The sequence below is a fragment of the Streptomyces sp. AN091965 genome (assembly GCF_022698285.1).
In the GTDB taxonomy this organism is placed as follows: Bacteria; Actinomycetota; Actinomycetes; order Streptomycetales; family Streptomycetaceae; genus Streptomyces.
This window is the reverse complement of the sequence record NZ_JALDMY010000001.1, coordinates 664,969-682,698: the sequence shown is the minus strand read 5'-3', so window position 1 is coordinate 682,698 and position 17,730 is coordinate 664,969. Positions and strand designations below refer to the sequence as shown.

Sequence of the window (17,730 nt, the reverse complement as noted above, 5' to 3'; positions counted from 1 at the left end):
GGCGGGGCCTCAGCCGCTCGCCGCGGAGTGGACGAGGTCGCGCAGGCCCGCGTAACCGGTGACCGGAGACACATGGTGGCTCTCGGGCGGCCGGTAGTGGCCCGCGTGGTACGAGCCGGAGCCGTGGACGAGGACCTCGGGTCCGTCGAGCAGGCCGCGGTCGAGTGCGTTGAGGACGCCCGTCACCGCCATCACCAGGGACCACTCCCTCAACTGCCGTGGATCGGCGGGCAGTTCGACGTCCACGGCGGCGAGCAGGCGTCGGATGTACGGGTAGCGGTCCAGGCACTCCGCGAGGGAGACGACGATCCCGCCGCCGCCCTGGTGCCGGATGATCTCGTTCATACGGGTCGAGGTGGCGGGGGTGCGGGTGTAGAAGGTGGGGTCGAGCCGCTCGTCGGGGGCGAAGGCCCGCTGCGGGAAGCGCGGGTCCGTGTCCTGGGTGTAGACGCCGTTCTCGTACTGCCACGCGGGCCGGTAGGTGAAGGCCCCGTGGTGGTAACTGGCCACCATGTCGGCCGTGTCCAGGTGCTGGACCAGGAAGTACTGGGCTCCGGTGTCGGGCCACGCGCGGCCGGTGTGCCGCTGCTGTCCGTAGAAGTGGCCGAGCAGCCCGAAGGCGCTGGAGACGGCGTGGGCGTGGACGCGCGGGACCGACGGCAGCCGGTCGCGTTCGAACAAGGCCCTCGCGGTGTCGGCCACGATGTAGTTGTCGAGGTCGAGGGTGTGCCACAGCCGTACGCCGTGCCGTGCGAACACCGCGTCGGCCTCCTGGTCGGCGACGGCGCGCGCCAGTTTCTTGACCTCGTCGGCGCCCGCGGTGTCGCGCACGGCGAGCGGGTTCCGCGCGCGCAGCACCTCGTCGTCGGTGAGGGGCGAACGCCACACCTTGTGGCAGGAGTCGGCGGGGAGCACGCACACGATGCGCAGCTGTTCCGGGCCGACCAGGGCGGCTGCGTGGGCCCTTCGTACCGCGTCGCGCAGTGCGGTGGCCTTGTTCGCGCTCGACGGCGTGATGATCAGGACGGCTTCGCCGGTGCGCTGGATGTGGGCGACCGCACGGGCCACGATCATGAGGGAGGCGAGGGTCTTGGTGGTCAGGGTCTCCGGGTTGTGCATCAGGTTCAACAGGGTCAGGCGGGTGTCGCCGTAGGTCCCGAGCTCCGGGGCGCTGATCGCGGCCGGGGCGAGGAAGGCCTCCAGGGCGGGGGTCAGGGGCGGCAGCTCCCAGCCGGGACTGAAGGCGTTGGCGCGGCTGGACCGCCCGGTGTGGTCGAGGGTGGCGGCGAGTTCGTCGTAGTACCGGACGAGGACGCGGCAGAGGTCGGTGTCCGCGCAGGGCACGGTCGCGCGGGGCGTGTCAGTGTCGGGCGTGGTCGCGCCGGCGGTCGTCCCGGAGCAGGTGGTCGTCATCGGACGGCTCCCTGCGCGAGCGTGTCGCCGCGCAGCAGCGGGGCGGCGGCCGGGGCGGCGGGCACGTGGGCGGGGTCGGCGCCGATGTCCAGCGGCCGGTTGTCCTCGTCGACGAACACGATGTGCGGCCGTAACCGCCGTGCCTCGTCCTCCGGCACGGTCTTGTAGGCGATGAGGATGACCAGGTCGCCGGGCGATATCAGCCGTGCGGCCGCGCCGTTGACGCCGACGACACCGCTGCCGCGCTCGCCTTCGATGACGTACGTGCTGAGCCGGTTGCCGTTGTTGATGTCGACGACGTCCAGTTGTTCGCCCGGCAGCAGGTCGGCCGCGTCGATGAGGTCGCGGTCCAGCGTCAGGGAGCCGACGTAGTGGAGATCGGCCTGGGTCACGGTGGCTCGATGGATCTTGCTGTGCAGCATGGTGCGGTACACGGGGGTCTCCTTGGAAGGGGGAGCGGTGGCTCGAAGAGCGGAGCGGGTGAGCCGAGGGGCAGTGAAGGGGTGACGCGGGGGGCCGGGCGGTGACGGCCGGGGTCAGGCGGCGATCTGGATGCGCCGCAGATGACGGCCGCGGTCGGTGAAGGCGTTGCGCGCGTGCAGCAGGCGCCAGTTGTCCCACACGAGCATGTCGCGCTCCGTGTAGTCGACGGCCACGTGCTCGCGGTCGAAGGCGGCGTGCCATCGCTGCTGCAGCTCGACCGCGGGATCGTCGTCGTCCCGGATCAGGTTGTTGCAGCTGAAGCGCACGATGAGTCCGCCGTCGGTCTCTTCCAGGAGGGGGTGGCGGGTCTTGAGGTCGAGCCCGAGGCGCTGGACGCCTTCGGTGGTCTTCCAGTCGTAGGCGTCCGCCCGCAGACGCTCGCGCTCCGCGGGGGTGAGGCCCTCGACCCAGGGCCTGGTGTCGGCGAGCGTCGTCTCGCCGCCCGGGCCCTCGGCCGGGGTGACACACCACAGCGCGATGTAGCGCGGCGGGACGACGGCGAAGTCGTACCCTTCCGAATGCGGTGTCAGCGGCCGGGTGTTGCCCGCGTGGTAGACGTCGTCCATCCCGGGTTCGGGGCGTACGTCACCGACGACGGCGCCGGTGTAGTTGGGCACGAAGCGACCGAGCCGACGACAGAACCGCACCGGGTCGAACTCCTCGCGGACGTTGCACATCAGGACGTAGCCGTGCTCGTCCATCAGCTGGTGGAACGTCTTCATGAGCAGCTCTTCGGTGAGCGGCTCACCATTGAAATCGACCTGCGAGAGAATGCTGATCGGAGAGTGTGCCATTTCTGCTCCGGTGAAAATGCGGGGCCGCGCACCGCGGGGCACGCAGCCACGAGTGGGGGGATTGCCAGGCATCAGGACAGGCGGGGGAGAGCCCGACCGTCTCCTGTCAATTCTGTGCTGCGTCGCCACGATAGCGGCCTTTGCTGAGCACCTGTCAAGGTGAATCGACATTCTCGGCGAAGATGCGCAAGCAGTGATTTCGGAATCTGAAGTTCCATCAACTCCCCAGGTCAGAGCACTTCTTTAGCACGCACCTGTACGTCGGAACACAAACACAAAGTAGCGCTGTTTGCCTCGTGGAGCGTGGGGTACTCGCGCTCCGGTATTTGTGGCCATCGCCACAACGCCATCGCCACGGCAACGCCTGCCTGTGACTGCTTCAGTCACCACGGAAAAGGAGGTCGGCAAGACGCGGAAACGCGGCTCCTTCCAGGGGATATGGCGTCCGTCGCTATGTGGGCGTGGAGGGCGTTTCCTCTCTCCCTGCGCGCGCGAGGCAGAATCGTACGCGCATCGCGAGAAGTCGCACGCCGTATCGCAAGCAGTCATACGTGCAGGGCGCGGAGCCCCGCGCACAGGGTGAGGAAAGGGCGCTGCAATTGATCCGAAAGCCCGCACGGGAGACCGGCGGCGACCGCGTGACCGTCCGCCGCATCCTGCTGAGCGAGGGGGTGACCGCGTTCGGGGACGGCCTGTGGTTCAGCATGTGGGCCGTCTACCTGACGGTGATTCAGGGCGTGCCGGCCGCCTCCATGGGAGTGGCCATGGGCATCGGCGGCGGCATCGGCCTGCTCGTCGCGCTGCCGATCGGCACGCTCACCGACCGCCTCGGTGCCCGCGAGGTGCTGCTGACCGTCACCGTCCTGCGCGCGCTCTTCTCCCTGGCCTTCCTGGCCCTGCACAGCTTCTGGCCGTTGCTCGTGGCCGCCGCCCTGTTCACCTCCATGGAAACGGCCGCCAAGGGCACCAAGGTCGCCTTCGTGTACCTGCTGATGCCGGAGGGCGCGTGCATGCCGGTCCTCGCCCGCGCGCGCGTGGTGCAGCACCTGCTGTACGCGGCCGGGGCGGGCGCCGCCGCGTGGGTGCTGTCGCGCTCGGCCGCGGGCCCGTACCACGCCGCCGTCGTCGTCAACAGCTTGACCTTCGTCGCCTCGGCGGCCGTCCTCGCCCGCCTTCCGCACGTCCCGCCCGCGCCCGCCGCGCGCCGCCCCGCCGGGACGGCGGCGCTGCGCAACCTGCCGTTCGTCGCCGTCATGAGCAGCACCGCCCTGCTGGCCCTGTGCTGGGCGCTGCTCTCCAGCGGACTGCCGCTGTGGCTCAAGGACGACACCGCGGCCCCGGTGTGGATCGCGCCGCTGGCCGTGCTCGTCAGCTCGCTCCTGATCGCCCTGTTCCAGATCCGCGTGACCCGCAGCGGGGAGCGGCTCGTGGGCGCGGTCCGCTCCTCCCGGCGCGCCGGTCTCGCGCTCGCAGGCTGCTGTCTCGTCTTCGGCGCGGCCGCCTGGCCCACGAGCCCCCTGGTGGCCTGTCTGCTCGTCCTGGGCGGCCTGTGCCTGCACGTCGTCGGCGAGTTGTACTACGTCGCCGCCCGCTGGGGCCTCTCGCTCGCCCTCATGGCCCCCGGGGCCCAGGGCCAGTACCAGGCGGTCGCCGCCACCACGGAAGGAGCCGTCGTCGCGGTCGGCCCGGCGCTCGTCACCACACTGGTCACCGGGGCGAGCGGCGCGGGCTGGGGCGCGCTCGCGCTGGTCTTCCTGCTCTGTTCCCTTCCGGTGGCCCGGCTGTGCCGGCCCGCGTTGCGGAGGGCGGCGGAGGAGGCGGGGGGTGTGCGGGAGCGGACGGGGGCGTGATGCCTGCGGAAGGCCGTCCGGTCGCTGCCCGCGGGTGCCGCCGCGCACGCGAGGGCGTGGACGCAGCGGTCGTCGGCGCCGGACGGGAACGTGCAGAAAACGGTGGAGGAGCTGGCCGTGGGGGTCGTGGGCGGGGCCTACGTCGACGGGAGGTCCGTCGGGGCGGGCAGCGCGGGCTCCCGGCTGCTGAACGGCGAGGGCGGGAGGATCCCCGCGAACGCCCGCTTCCCGATCCGGTCACAGACCGAGCAGATGGTGGCCACCGTGGTGCTGCAATTGGTCGCGGAGGGCGAGTTGGGCGTGGACGACAAGCTCGGCGACCTGCTGTCGGAGGTGGTGGAGAAGGACCTGGTGACGCGGGGCGAGGAGATCACCGTACGGCAGATGCTCCGGCACACCTCCGGGATCCCCGACTGGTACGCGGGCAAGCCGAACCCGGACGGGAGCGAGAGTGCCCCCGCGTTCGACGTGTTCGACTTCACGACCCACTACCGGCCGCTGGATCTGGTGAAGCGGAGCCGTGATCGGCCCCGGACCGGGGAGCCGGGCGGGAAGTGGTCCTGCTCCCACACCAACTACACCGTCCTCGGCCTGATCGTCGAGAGGCTGACCGGCCACGACCTGGCCACCGAGCTGCACTCGCGGCTGTTCGGCCCGCTCGGGATGACCAAGACCTACCTCAGGGCCAAGCCGCCGGAGGGCATCAAGGGGCCGCACGGCCACGGCTACTACCCCGACGCCGACGGCAGGCTGCGCGACGTGAGCGCCTTCAACCGGGCCTTCACCCTGAGCGCCGAACCCGGCGCCGTGGAGCTTGATGTGAGCAAGGCCTTGGAGGCGGCGTTCTGCCCGCCCTCGTGACCGGCGTGCGGTGGCCGAGCCTGCTGCGAAAGGTGCTGGTCACTGGGCCTCGGACTGTGTTTCCATGCCGCAGTGAAGAGCGAGAGCGCGCCCGGCGCGGGCGTATCACCGAGTGTCCGACAGCGGGCTGATCGTGACCTCGATGACTGCGCGCGGGTGCTCGCAGAGGTCCATGCGCGCGACGGATATCCGCTCAACCGGCCCGACTCGCCGGGCGCATGGCTCACACCGGCATCCCTCATCACCTCATGGGTGGCGGAACTGGAGGGCCGCGTGGCAGGCCACATCGGCCTGTCCCGCAGCGGAGCGGGAGACGCGGCTCCCGGGCTGTGGAGCGCTCGCGCCGGAGTGAGCGTCGACGCGACCGCCGTGGTCAGCCGCTTGTTCGTCGCCCCGTGGGCCCGCGGTCACGGGATCGGCGCACTGCTCTTGGCGCAGGCCGTCACGGAAGCTCAGGACCGTGGCCTGCACCCCGTGCTCGACGTGGTTGCTTCGGACACGGCGGCGACCGTCCTGTACGAGCGGCTGGGCTGGCAGCTGCTGGCCACGGTCGAACAGGAGTGGAGCCCGGAGCAGAGGGTGGCCGTGCGGTGTTACGCGGCGGCCACCTAACGGTGGTGTTCCTGGCCCGCCGGGCCACGTCGGCCGTCCGCTACGAGGCCGCCGTGCTGGTCGCGGCACTGAACGGCTGGCTGTGATCAGCGGCAGCCTCGTCCTCCTCGACCACCTTGTAGCCGGGGACTGAGGGCCAGCGGACCGTCAGCACCACGGACTCTTCCTCCGCGAACCAGGAGTGGTCGACGCCCCGGCCCCACACGACGTAGTCCCCCTGCCGGGCCAGGAGCACGCTGCGACCGGGAAGTTCCACCCGGAAGCGCCCGCTGATGAGGACCAGCAGGGCGGTGCGCTCTTCGCCGGTCACCCACTGAGCCCGCTCGTCGCCCTGCGGATGGACGCCCCATTTGATCTCCACGTCCTCGCTGTGCCGAGGATCTGAGGCGTCCCTGAAGTGCCCCAGCAGCCACCCCCGGTCCAGCGCCGCGTCCTTGCCCGCGTTGCCCACGTACACGTTGTCGCTCATGGCTGCGGACGGTAGCAGCGACCACATCTGCACTCGCGGGGCGGTCGTCGATCCCACTGCTGCTCTGGGGCGAACCGTTCGGTTCCCGGACCGTACTCCGCGATGCACGGCCTCACTCACCGGCCGACGTGGCTGTCGTCGACCTGATAGTCAGGCAGAGCCACTGTGCTGCTGACCCTTTCGCCCAGCTTGAGCATGCCGTTGAGGAGGAGGCGTCGGGACAGCAGGGCGTTGCGGAGGCGTAGGCCGGTGCGGGTGGCGGGGGCGAGGAACCTTCCGGTGCGGTCGCCGCCGGTCTGGCAGCCCTCGGCGTACCTGCGGAGCCTGCTCTCGTAGCGGGCGAAGGCCGCCCGGTGATCGCCTCGGGCCCGCGCCAGTTCACCGGCCAGGACGTACGCCGCGACCACCGCGGTACCCGTGCCCATGCCGCCGATGGTGGCCCCGCAGGCGGCGTCGCCGACGAGACACACGCGCCCCTTGGACCAGGTGCTCACGTCCGCCCGGCTGATTGAGTCGAAGTACAGGTCGGGGGCTCGGTCCAGGGAGGCGAGCAGGCGGGGCACCTCCCAGCCGAGGCCGGAGAACGCGTCGTGGATGAGGCGCTTCTGCTGCGCGGTGTCGCGGCGGTCGTACGACAGCTCCGGCGCGGCGAAGACGAAGAACGCCCCTGCCCGGGAAGGGTCCCGATGGTCGGCGCCGGCCGAGGCGAGCCGCCCCGGCACGTTGTACCCGACGGAACCCCTGCCCAGGCCCAGGGTGTTGGGCAGCTGCCAGGTGGCCGCGTAGTACCCGAGATGGCTGACGTGGTCCTCCTCGGGCCCGAAGGCCAGGCGACGGACGGCGGAGTGCAGTCCGTCCGCGCCGATGACCAGGTCGAAGTCGCGCGAGATGCCGCTGTGGAAGTCAGCCCGCACGCCGGAGGAGGTCTCGGTGAGGGCGGCGATCGAGTCGCCGAAGACGTACTCGGCGTGGGGGGCGCTGTGGTCGTGGAGCACGCGGGCCAGGTCTCCGCGCAGCACCTCTATCTCGCCACCGGCGAACTCGGCGGGAAGGTCAAGGAGCGTACGGCCGCGCTCGTCGACGAAGCGCATCGGGCTGCCGCCGGTCCGGACGCGGCGCAGTGCGGGCAGCAGGCCCATGCGTTCAAGCACGGTCAGGTGCGCGTCGCCGCGGAAGTCGACGGCCTGGCCGCCCTGGCGCAGGGCCGGGGCCACCTCGACGACGGTGGGCCGGAAGCCGTGGCGTCCCAGCCAGTAGGCCAGGGCGGGGCCGGCGATGCTCGCGCCGGAGATGAGGACCTTTTGGGGCATGGGTTCCCTCCGCTCGAAAAACTGTGTCCGTCGGATACTGAGGCCTACTGTGTACTCTGGATACAGTTGATTGCGCAAGGCGAGGCGGGGCAGAGCGCGGCAAGGCGGGAGGTGGCAGGCATGGGTGAGGGACACACCGAGGTGGTGCGGCTGCTGTGGGGGCCGCACCCCAAGCCCGCGCGCGGGCCAAGGCCGACGCTCGACCTGGACCGCATCGCACGGGCCGGGATCGAGATCGCCGATTCGGAGGGCCTGGCCGAGGTCTCCATGCAGCGCATCGCCGCGAAGCTGGGCGTGACCAAGATGGCGCTGTACCGGTACGTACCGGGCAAGGCCGAGCTGGTCGCCCTGATGGTCGACGCCGCGATCGGCCCCTACCCGGCGGACGAGGCGCGGCCCGGTGGCTGGCGCGAGCGGCTGGAGGAGTGGGCCCGCCAGCTCCTCACGGTCTTTCGCGGGCACCCCTGGGCGCTGGACGCCACCCTCGGGCCGCGGATCATGGGGCCTGGCGAGCTGTCGTGGCTGGAGCGTGCCGTGTCAGCTCTGGACGGCACGGGGTTGAGCGGCGCCGAGCGGATGGACGCGGCCGTCCTGCTGGTCGGTCACGTACGCGGCATCACCCAACAGGCCCGCGCGGCAGGCCCCGAAGGCAACCCCGAAGCCCAACTGGGCCCCCTCCTCGGCGATGTGATGCGGGAGCACGGCGAGCGATTCCCCGCGCTCACCGCGGCCCTCGCCTCAGCCGCCGGGACCGGCGGGCAGGACCAGGCCTGGGAGTTCGGCCTGCGGCGGATCCTGGACGGCTTGGCGGTACTCATCGACGAGCGCGCGCGGTGACCGAGGCTCGGCCCCAGCCCTGCTGAGTCGCCGGGGATGGAGGCCGAGCCCGTGCTCTCCAGGCCTCTGCCGCCGTGTGAGCTGCGGCGATCGGGTGTGTAATGGAAGCGGAAAGGTGGTCCGGGCGGAGAGCTGAGCCATGAACGACCGCACGCGGAGACCCCGGTTGCCCGAAGCGGAGAGCACCGCGCTCTGGAAGGCGCCCCAGTGGGGCGCGGAGGGGCCCTCCCGGGTGGCGTTCCCGGGCTACGGCAAGCCGATAGCCGCCGAGCAGCGGGAAGCGGAGCTGGAGCGGTTCATCGGCTCCATGGCGGCACGGGGCTGGACGCAGGTCCACCGCATGCCCGGGGCCGTGCTCCTCGCCCAGGTTCAGCACGCGGACGGCGCGACCGCCGTGGGCGTGGGCGCGACGGGTGTCGCCGCCGGCGCCGCGGTGGGCGGGGCCGGTGTCCTGGGCGTGCTGACCGGCATCGGCATGATCTTCTTCGGCCTGGTACTGACGGTCACGATCATCGGTGCCATCGTCGGCATCCCCATGATCATGGCGGGGATTGCCGTCTTCACCGGAGGCACCGCCGCGACCGCCGCCGGTGGCGCGGTCGGCGCGGCGGGCATGGCGGTCGGGATCAGCGGTGCCGCTGCCCACGACCAGACGCTGCGGCTCCAGGCCTGGACGGATGACACGGGGCGCATCTTCACCAAGGGGGCTTGAGCGCAAGGGTGCTTGAGCACGGGAGTGCTTGAGCTCAGGCGTGCTGGAGCCAAGGTGCCGCGTCGATGGGTTCCGGTCCCCGCCCCGGGAAGCGTCCGGTACCGAGACGGCGTGGTGGCCGAGGGGGCCGACGGGCGGCGCACAGCAGACCGCGTCCCGCGGTTGAGGCTCCCGCAGCCCTGGCGAGGACCCGGTGGCCCCGCCGCGGATCGCGTGACGATTCAGCCATCCGGGACGCTCCGGCCGCCACCGCCCCAGCGGCTCCGGTAGGCGTGAGCGGGGCAGTCGCTTCCTCCGGGGGTGTGTCTTCGGCCATCCTCCGCATCGTGCGGCGGAGTCCGTCGGGGCGGGGCGGCCACATCGGCCATCTTCTCCAGCGGCCTTGTTCTGGTGGCGAGGCCACGTGTTCCACTGGAGTCAGGCGGGGGTATCCGCGTGGCTCCGCAGCCCGACGTACATCGTCCGCACCGCATGGCGATCCACACGCCTCATGCCGATGCGCACCGATGGCCACCGATCCGCATGATCCGCACTGATCCACTCGATCCGTACGATCCGCACTGATCCGTCCCGACCGGCCGCGTGCCGCCCGACGTGCTGCGTCGGGCCTGGACCGGCCCGCCGGTCGCCACCGGCTCCCGCGTGCCGCGCCCCGGCGTGCCACGGCACGGGACACCAGCGCGGTTCCGGATCCCACACACCTGGGAGCGACCTTGATCCACGCGTCAGACATGTTCGGCGGCCTTCGCGGGCACGACGAAGTAGTGGTGACCGGAGGCGCCGGTTTCGTCGGTCGTCACCTGGTCACCGCCCTCAGCCGCCTCGACAAGAAGGTCACCGTCGTCGATCACGCCGAACTCCCCGAGGACGTCGCCGCGTTGCCGGGCGTACGGCACGCCCGCGCCGACCTGCGCGACTACGGCGAGACCCTGCTCGCCCTGCAAGGAGCCGACGCCGTCTTCCACCTCGCGGGCAACGCCAGCGGCACCGTGTCGGTGGAGAAGCCCCGCCACGACTTCCACCTCAACGCCCTGGGCACCTGCAACGTGGGCAACGCCTGCCTCGAACTCGGCGTCCGGCGCCTGGTCTACCTCTCCTCCGCGATCGTCTACGGCACCCCGCAGTGCGCGCCGATGGGCGAGGACCACCCCACACAGCCGTTCCTGCCCTACGGCGCCTCCAAGCTCTCCGGCGAACTCACCCTGCGCAGCCTGCACCAGTCCGCCGGACTGCCCGTCGTGATCGGCCGCTCCTTCGTCATCTACGGACCCGGCGAGGACCCGACCCGCGCGGGCGGCGAGGTGTCGCAGTTCCTGCGCTGGCACCTCAACGAACAGCCGATCCCCGTCGTCGGGGACATCGACCGCAAGACGCGGGACTTCATCCACGTCGACGACCTGTGCCGGGCCCTCGTCACCCTCGCCGACCGGGGACAGGACGGCGAGACCTACAACCTGGGCAGCGGCACCGAGGTGTCGATGCGCGAGCTGGCCGAGGCGGTCGGCAAGGCCACAGGGCGGCCCGCGCTCCTCGACGCCGACGACAGCAGCCTGGAGGACAGCTTCGCCCTCGTCGCCGACGTCTCCCGTCTGGCCGCCCTCGGCTTCAGCCCCGCGATCGACCTGGCGGAGGGCCTGGCCTCGCTGGCCGCCGCACTCGGGCCGTTTCCCGAACTCCCCACGGCCAAGGCGGTGTTCCGCAAGGACCGGCCGGAACGCAGGCGCCTCACGGAGGCCGCGGCATGCTAGCGCTCGACGGCGGCACCCGGCTGGTGCCCGAGGGCGCGGTGGCGCCGTGGCCGCACATCGTCGACGCGGACCGCAAGGCCGTACTCGACGCCATGGACGCCGCCACGCCCTGGCACTGGCCGATGCGGGCGGTGCGGGAACTGGAGGAGGCGTGGGGGACCTACACCTCCATGCCGTACGTCCTGGCCGCCAACTCCGGTACGGCCGCGCTGCACATGGCCATCGCCGCCGCGGGCGTCGAGCCGGGCGACGAGGTGATCGTCCCCGCCGACACCTTCCTGGCCTCCGCGTCGTGCGTGCTCCAGGCCAACGCGATCCCCGTCTTCGTGGACACCGACCTCGACACGTTCACCCTCGACCCCGCGCGGATCGAGGAGCGGATCACGCCCCGTACGCGCGCGATCATCGCCGTCGACCTGAACGGGCTGCCCGCCGACTACGACGCCCTGGCCGCCGTCGCCGACCGCCACGGCCTGACCCTCATCGAGGACGCGGCCCAGGCACACGGCGCCACGTACCGCGGCCGGCGGGTGGGTGCGCTCGGCACCATGAGCGGGGCCAGCCTCAACGGCTCGAAGACGCTCTCGGCGCTCGGCGAGGGCGGGCTCTTCGCGACCCGGGACGAGGAGCAGTTCAGGCTCGCCCGGCGGGTGCTGATGTTCGGCGAGGAACTCCCGGGCCAGGGGCGGGACTACAACGCCCGCATCATGGGCTGGAACTACCGCATCGACGTGCTCGCCGCGGCCTTCGCCCGCTCCCAGCTGCTCCGCCTTCCGGAGATGACCCGCGCCCGCGAGGCCAACGGCGCGGCGCTCACCGCGGCCCTCGCGGGAGTGCCGGGCATCCGCCCGCCGATCGTCCCGGAGGGCCGTACGCACGTCTACTTCTTCTACCCGCTCCTGGTGACGCCGGAGGAGCTCGGCCTCGACCCGGCCGACGTCCCCGTGGAGGCGCTGCGCGACGCGCTCGCGCAGGCCGTGAACGCCGAGGGCCTCGGCATCATGCGCTGGCAGCCGCAGCCGGTCCCGGCGCAGACCCTCTTCCAGGACCTGCGCGGCTACGGCCGGGGCTGCCCCTGGACCTGCGGCCACGCCGCCCCCGGGCACGCCTACCGTCCCCAGGAGTACCCGGTGAGCGAGGAGATCTGCCGCCGCAGGCTGGTCCTCGGGCAGAGCTTCAGCTCCCTGGGCCCGCCGAACGACGCGCGGACCATGCGGCTGTACGCCGACGTCTTCCACAAGGTCCTGGTGGAGGAGCGGGACGCCCTGCTCGCGCTGGCACGGCGCCGGGCGGCCGACGTCCCGTAGCGGCACAGGACCAGCACAGGAAAGGACCCGTACACCGATGGGGAAGAAGCCGGACGGGGCACCACCGGACAGGGCGGAGCACCCACCCCTGAACACCCCGGACACACCCCTGCACACCGGGCCTCCCTCCCAGCCGCCGTCCCGCCTGAGAGCGATGCGCCTGGCCGTGAGCGCGGTCTTCTTCGTCACGGGCGCCGCCTTCGCGACCTGGGCCGCCCGGGTGCCCGCGGTCCAGGACCGGCTCGACCTCTCCGCGGGCGAACTGGCCGTGGCGCTGGTGGGCCTGAGCGGCGGCGCCTTCGTCGGCCTGCCGCTGGTGGGCGGCCTGGTGGCCCGGTACGGCAGCCGCACGGTGCTCCGCGCCGGCATGGCCCTCTACCTGGCGGCGCTCACCGGGCTCGCCTTCGCACCGGGGCTCGCCCTGCTCACGGCGGTCCTCGCGCTGTTCGCGTGCGGCAACACCGCCGTCGACGTGGCGATGAACACCCAGGGCGTCCTGGTCGAGCGGGCGTACGCGCGCCCGGTGCTCGGCGGCTTCCACGCGATGTTCAGCCTCGGCGGCATCGTGGGGGCGGGCGTCGGCGGGCTCGTGGCGTCGGCGGGGGTGGGCACCGGGCCGCACTTCGCCGTCACCGCGGTGGTGCTGTGCGCGGTGGCGGCCTGGGCGGCGACCGCCCTCGCGCCCGAGCCCCGGCGCGCCGAGCGGGCGGCGGACTCGGGGCCGCTCCTGGCGCTGCCGGGCCCCGGCCTGTGGATCCCCGGCCTCGTCGCGTTCTGCGCGCTCATGGGGGAGGGGGTCGTGAACGACTGGGGCGCGGTCTATCTGCACGAGGTCACGGGCGCGTCCGCCGGCCTGGCGGGCACGGGCTTCGCCGTCTTCTCGGCCGGGATGGTCGTCGGACGGCTCTCCGCCGACCGCGTCCGCTCCCGCGTCGGTACGACCCGCTTCACGCTGGGCTGCGCGGCGGTCGCCGGGGTGGGCGCGCTGATCCCGGTCGCCTCCCCCACGGTCCTCGCCGGGTTCCTCGGCTACGGCCTCCTCGGCCTGGGCATGGCCGCGGTCATCCCCGTCGTCTTCAGCCACGCCGCCGACCTCAACCCCGAACGCCCCGGCCCCTCCATCGCCGCCGTCTCCGCGGTCGGCTACGTCGGCTTCCTGGCCGGTCCGCCCCTCATCGGCGCCGTCACCGAATCCACCACCCTGCGCACCGCGATGCTGGTCCTCCCGGCCCTCATGGCCACGATGGCGGTCCTCGCCACGCGGCTGCGGGGCCGCTGAACACTCCAACTGGCTCCCCCCCCCACGGAGGGCGGGGCTCCGATACGGGGCACCGCCGTCCACAGGCCCCGGACCAGGTGTTTAGACTGCGGCGCGTACGAACGTCGCGGTGAACGTGCCGCGACCGAACGACTCTTTGGGGGAACTCCACGTGCGTATCCGTACGGGGGCGGCTTCGGCTGCCCTGGCCACTCTGCTCGCTGTCGGTGCGGCCGTACCGGCTCAGGCCGCCGGCTCCGACGCGCCGCAGTACCGCAGCGTCGCCTCCGCGCAGTCCGCCCGCGCCGGTTCCGGCGTCGGGGCGTTCCAGACGCTGGGCGACAACGTCCACTTCTCGCACACGGTGCGGGGCCACATCAACGCGCACGGCTGGTGGAAGAACCTGAGCGGCCCGGCGCGGGGCGTCAAGGCCAAGGTCACCGTGTGGCTCCAGGTCAAGCGCGGTGGCCAGTGGAAGACGTTGGCCACGGACGTGAAGAACGTCTACTCCGGCGGTGGCAGCGGCAAGCGCGCCGCGGCCGCGTACAAGTGCACGTACAACGTGGGCCAGTACGACTTCCGCAGCGTCATCGACGTCGACCTGATCGGCTACTCGGACGACAGCTACCAGAAGATCACCGCGACGCAGCGGCTCGGCTGCGGCCTGTGAGCAACGGCTGAGACGGTGCCGGAAGATAACCTTCCGGCACCGTCCGCCCTTCTTTCCGCCGTTCCGCCCCGAGGGAGTGCCCGCCTGTGTTTCCCCCCAGCGTCGTCGTCGGTCTGCACGGGACCCTCCAGCGGCATCCGTGGTTCGACCGGGTGGTCACACGGGACGCCGACGCCGAGGGCTCCGTCGAGGAAGAGCTCCTCTTTCTCGCCGTCGAGCGGGCCGGTTCCTACGGCTGGCGGACCGTGAGCAGTCTGCTCCACGAGGACGGCGAGGTCACGGCCGAGCACGAGCCCACCGCGTGGGCCCACGAAGACGTCGGCGGTGACTGGACGCAGGACGGTGCAGTGCGCCAGCTGGCGTGGCTGGGGGCAGGTGTCGACATCGACCCGCCGCGCCCGGGGCTTCCCGTCCGGCCGATCGTGCTGGTGCTGGCCGACACGCTGGCCCGCGTGGGCACGGTGACGTTCACGGGCCTGCACGCCCTGCTGCCGTTGCAGGCCACCGAGCGGGACACGGCCTTCCACCAGATCGAGCTCGCACCGTGGTTCGACCTGGCCGATCCGGACGCACGGCACGAGGTCCTTGTGACCGTCTCCTGCCGCCCCGGTGACGGCGGAGCGGCCGAGCCCGACACGGCGGCCCTGCGCGAGGCGGTACGGGAGAAGTCCCGGGGGGCGGTGGACATCGCCCCGTCGGTGGCGGAGGGCGGCCTTCCGGGCCTTGCCCTCGATCTCGACCGGTCGACGCACACCCACGGGATGCACGAGGCGCTCCGCTTCGGCTGCGCCACGCGCGAGTGGTCGCCTGACGTCGCGGTGTGGCTGGTGGAGATGGTCACCGAGGCTCTGCGGGAGGCGGGGCGAGTGGCGCCGGCGGTCGTCACGGTGTCGCTGGCGGCCCTGCCCGCCTAGCCCGAGCCGGCTCAGCGCCCGGCAGCCGAGTGCCGCACACGGGCGTCGGCGGCCGCCCCGGAGCGCACCGCGGCCCGGCCGCTGAACTCCAGGTCGACCCCCACCCCGTAGTGCACACGCACCAGGCCCCCGGACCGCCTGATCCGCCTGCACCAGGGCAAGACGGCAGCCGGAGACGATGCCCCACGGGGCGCCGCAGGCAAGTGTGGGAAGCGCGCCGATCGCGCGCGTTCCCCCTTGTCTAGCGGTGTCTGGAGTGATCAACAGGTGGCGACATTTCTCTACAGGGTCGGACGGTGGGCCTTCCGGCGGCGTCGGCTCGTGGGCGGGCTCTGGCTGGCCGCCCTGGTCCTTGCCGGGCTCGCCGCCGCCGTCGCGCCGTCGGGGGAGGACGAGGACCTCTCCATGCCCGGCACCGAGTCGCAGAAGGCGTTCGACCTGCTCGACGAGCGCTTCCCACAGAGCAACTCCCAGGGGGCCGAGGCCCGTCTGGTGTTCCGGGCCCCGGACGGGCAGCGGATGACGGCCAAGGAGAACAAGGCGGCTGTCGCGGACGCGCTCGGCCTGCTGGACGGGGGCGACCAGGTGGCGTCGGCCACCGACCCCTACAAGACCGGTGCCGTCAGCAAGGACCGCACCATCGCCTACTCCACCATCACCTACACCGCGGACGCCACCGACCTGACCGGGCCCACGAAGAGCGCCCTGGAAGGCGCCGCGAGCCAGGCCCGGGACGCGGGACTGACCGTGGAGATCGGCGGCTCGGCCCTGGAGTCGGAGGAATCGCCGGGCGGTACGACGGAGATCGTCGGCGTGGCGGTGGCGGCGGTGGTCCTCGTCCTCACCCTCGGCTCGCTGGTCGCCGCCGGCCTGTCGCTGCTCAGCGCCTTCACGGGCGTGGCCATCGCCTTCGGCCTGGTCTCCGCCCTCGCCGTCCCGCTGGGCCTGACCTCCACCGTCGCCATCCTGGCGCTGATGCTGGGCCTCGCGGTCGGCATCGACTACGCGCTCTTCATCACCTCCCGCTACCGCGACGAACGCGCCCGGGGCAGCGAGCCGGAGGAGGCCGCGAGCCGGGCGGTGGGCACGGCCGGATCAGCCGTCGTCTTCGCCGGGGCGACCGTCTTCATCGCCCTGGTCGGCCTGGGGGTCGTCGGCATCCCCGAACTCACCAGGATGGGCCTGGGCGGCGCGGGCGCCGTGGCCCTCGCCGTCCTGGTCGCGCTGACCCTGGTCCCCGCGCTGTTCGGGTTCTTCGGCCGTCGGGTGCTGTCCCGCACCGTCCGCAAAGGCGTCCGGCCGGGCAGCGGGCCCGCGGGGATCGGCACCCGCTGGGCGCGGTTCGTACTGCGCCGTCCCGTAGCGGTCCTGGTGCTCTCCGTGCTCGGTCTCGGCGCCGTCGCCCTGCCCACGCTCAGCCTCGAACTCGGGCTGCCCGGGGACGAGTCCAAGTCGGTGGAGACCACCCAGCGCCGCGCCTACGACCTGCTGTCGGAAGGCTTCGGCCCCGGCTTCAACGGCCCCCTGACCGTGGTCGTGGACACCTCGGAGGCCGCGGACACCCGTGCCACCACGGACCTGGTCGTCAAGACCGTACGAGCCGTCGACGGGGTCGCGTCGGTCGGTGATCCGGTGCTCAGCCGGGCCAAGGACACCGCCGTCCTCACGGCCGTCCCGCGGACCGCGCCCAACAGCGGCGAGACCAAGGACCTGGTGCAGGCGCTCCGCGGCGCGGTCTCCGACGTCGAGGCCGACACCGGCGCGGGCGTCCTGGTCACCGGCAGGACCGCGCTGAACATCGACATCTCCGAAGCCATGGCCGACGCCCTCATCCCGTATCTGACCGTGGTCATCGGCCTGGCCGTGCTCCTGCTGACGGTGGTCTTCCGCTCGGTGCTTGTCCCGGTCAAGGCCGCGCTCGGCTTCCTGCTGTCGGTGGGCGCCGCCTTCGGCGTCGTCGTCGCCGTCTTCCAGTGGGGCTGGGCCGCGGACCTGATCGGCATCGAACAGACCGGACCGGTCATGTCGCTGATGCCGATCCTCATCATCGGCATCGTGTTCGGCCTCGCCATGGACTACGAGGTCTTCCTGCTCACCCGCATGCGGGAGGCCTACGTCCACGGCGCGTCCCCCGGCGAGGCCGTCGTCACCGGCTTCCGGCACAGCGGCCGCGTGGTGGCCGCGGCGGCCATCATCATGATCAGCGTCTTCGCCGGATTCATCGGCATGAGCAGCCCGACCATCCAGACGATGGGCGTCGGCCTGGCCTCCGCCGTCGCCTTCGACGCCTTCGTGGTCCGGATGGCCATCGCCCCCGCGGCCCTGGCACTGCTCGGCCACCGGGCCTGGTGGCTGCCCCGTATCCTGAACCGCGTGCTGCCGAACGTGGACATCGAGGGCGAGAAGCTGAGCAGGCACGTTCCGGCGCCCCCGACCGGGCCGGACGCGGCGGTGTCGCCGCTCCCCGTCGGCCGCCACCGGTACTGAGCCGG

The 17,730-nt window shown here is 72.2% G+C and carries 16 protein-coding genes; 11 read left to right on the top strand and 5 right to left on the bottom strand.

Translation table 11 applies throughout. From position 1 onward, the window contains the following. Positions 1 to 9: 9 nt before the first annotated feature. The 3 genes from MQV74_RS02565 to MQV74_RS02555 form a co-directional block, all read right to left on the bottom strand. Positions 10 to 1,413, bottom strand: a complete 1,404-nt coding sequence (locus tag MQV74_RS02565) for a DUF6002 family protein (protein WP_242714353.1) — start codon at positions 1,411 to 1,413, stop codon at positions 10 to 12. Beyond that, complete coding sequence (panD, locus tag MQV74_RS02560) at positions 1,410 to 1,847, bottom strand: aspartate 1-decarboxylase (RefSeq protein ID WP_242714352.1); 438 nt, start codon at positions 1,845 to 1,847, stop codon at positions 1,410 to 1,412. The genes MQV74_RS02565 and panD overlap by 4 nt, the downstream gene beginning before the upstream one ends. Positions 1,848 to 1,949: 102 nt before the next feature. After that, positions 1,950 to 2,690 carry a TauD/TfdA family dioxygenase gene (locus MQV74_RS02555; protein ID WP_242714351.1) on the bottom strand — a complete coding sequence of 247 codons (741 nt, stop codon included), beginning with the start codon at positions 2,688 to 2,690 and terminating at the stop codon, positions 1,950 to 1,952. A gap of 599 nt (positions 2,691 to 3,289) precedes the next feature. On the opposite strand from MQV74_RS02555, the gene MQV74_RS02550 reads away from it, so the two are divergent. The 3 genes from MQV74_RS02550 (at position 3,290) to MQV74_RS02540 (ending at position 6,013) form a co-directional block, all read left to right on the top strand. Then, positions 3,290 to 4,540 carry an MFS transporter gene (locus MQV74_RS02550; RefSeq protein ID WP_242714350.1) on the top strand — a complete coding sequence of 417 codons (1,251 nt, stop codon included), beginning with the start codon at positions 3,290 to 3,292 and terminating at the stop codon, positions 4,538 to 4,540. Between the two features lie 90 nt (positions 4,541 to 4,630). Beyond that, positions 4,631 to 5,401 (top strand): serine hydrolase domain-containing protein, encoded by a 771-nt coding sequence (locus MQV74_RS02545; protein ID WP_242714349.1) that lies wholly within the window; start codon positions 4,631 to 4,633, stop codon positions 5,399 to 5,401. Between the two features lie 156 nt (positions 5,402 to 5,557). After that, positions 5,558 to 6,013, top strand: coding sequence for a GNAT family N-acetyltransferase (locus tag MQV74_RS02540; RefSeq protein WP_242714348.1), 456 nt, complete (start codon positions 5,558 to 5,560; stop codon positions 6,011 to 6,013). 40 nt (positions 6,014 to 6,053) lie between these two features. Here the strand turns inward: MQV74_RS02540 and MQV74_RS02535 are convergent, their stop codons facing one another. After that, positions 6,054 to 6,482: a signal peptidase I gene (locus tag MQV74_RS02535; RefSeq protein ID WP_242714347.1), complete on the bottom strand. Its 429-nt coding sequence runs from the start codon at positions 6,480 to 6,482 to the stop codon at positions 6,054 to 6,056. Positions 6,483 to 6,598: 116 nt separating this feature from the next. Then, on the bottom strand, positions 6,599 to 7,792 hold the full coding sequence (locus MQV74_RS02530; RefSeq protein WP_242714346.1) for an FAD-dependent monooxygenase: 1,194 nt from the start codon (positions 7,790 to 7,792) through the stop codon (positions 6,599 to 6,601). A 120-nt stretch (positions 7,793 to 7,912) separates the two neighbouring features. On the opposite strand from MQV74_RS02530, the gene MQV74_RS02525 reads away from it, so the two are divergent. The 8 genes from MQV74_RS02525 (at position 7,913) to MQV74_RS02490 (ending at position 17,725) form a co-directional block, all read left to right on the top strand. Beyond that, the gene (locus tag MQV74_RS02525; RefSeq protein WP_242714345.1) at positions 7,913 to 8,629 is read left to right on the top strand and encodes a TetR/AcrR family transcriptional regulator; all 717 of its coding nucleotides are present in this window, start codon (positions 7,913 to 7,915) and stop codon (positions 8,627 to 8,629) included. A gap of 139 nt (positions 8,630 to 8,768) precedes the next feature. After that, positions 8,769 to 9,341 (top strand): hypothetical protein, encoded by a 573-nt coding sequence (locus tag MQV74_RS02520; RefSeq protein WP_242714344.1) that lies wholly within the window; start codon positions 8,769 to 8,771, stop codon positions 9,339 to 9,341. 713 nt (positions 9,342 to 10,054) lie between these two features. After that, on the top strand, positions 10,055 to 11,089 hold the full coding sequence (locus tag MQV74_RS02515; protein WP_242714343.1) for an NAD-dependent epimerase/dehydratase family protein: 1,035 nt from the start codon (positions 10,055 to 10,057) through the stop codon (positions 11,087 to 11,089). Continuing rightward, on the top strand, positions 11,083 to 12,396 hold the full coding sequence (locus MQV74_RS02510) for a DegT/DnrJ/EryC1/StrS family aminotransferase (RefSeq protein WP_242714342.1): 1,314 nt from the start codon (positions 11,083 to 11,085) through the stop codon (positions 12,394 to 12,396). The genes MQV74_RS02515 and MQV74_RS02510 overlap by 7 nt, the downstream gene beginning before the upstream one ends. 37 nt (positions 12,397 to 12,433) lie before the next feature. Continuing rightward, positions 12,434 to 13,675, top strand: coding sequence for an MFS transporter (locus MQV74_RS02505; protein WP_242714341.1), 1,242 nt, complete (start codon positions 12,434 to 12,436; stop codon positions 13,673 to 13,675). A 151-nt stretch (positions 13,676 to 13,826) separates the two neighbouring features. Further along, positions 13,827 to 14,324 (top strand): hypothetical protein, encoded by a 498-nt coding sequence (locus MQV74_RS02500; protein ID WP_242714340.1) that lies wholly within the window; start codon positions 13,827 to 13,829, stop codon positions 14,322 to 14,324. A gap of 86 nt (positions 14,325 to 14,410) precedes the next feature. After that, complete coding sequence (locus MQV74_RS02495; protein ID WP_242714339.1) at positions 14,411 to 15,238, top strand: hypothetical protein; 828 nt, start codon at positions 14,411 to 14,413, stop codon at positions 15,236 to 15,238. Positions 15,239 to 15,505: 267 nt separating this feature from the next. After that, positions 15,506 to 17,725, top strand: coding sequence for an MMPL family transporter (locus tag MQV74_RS02490; protein ID WP_242714338.1), 2,220 nt, complete (start codon positions 15,506 to 15,508; stop codon positions 17,723 to 17,725). The last annotated feature ends 5 nt before the right edge of the window (positions 17,726 to 17,730 follow it).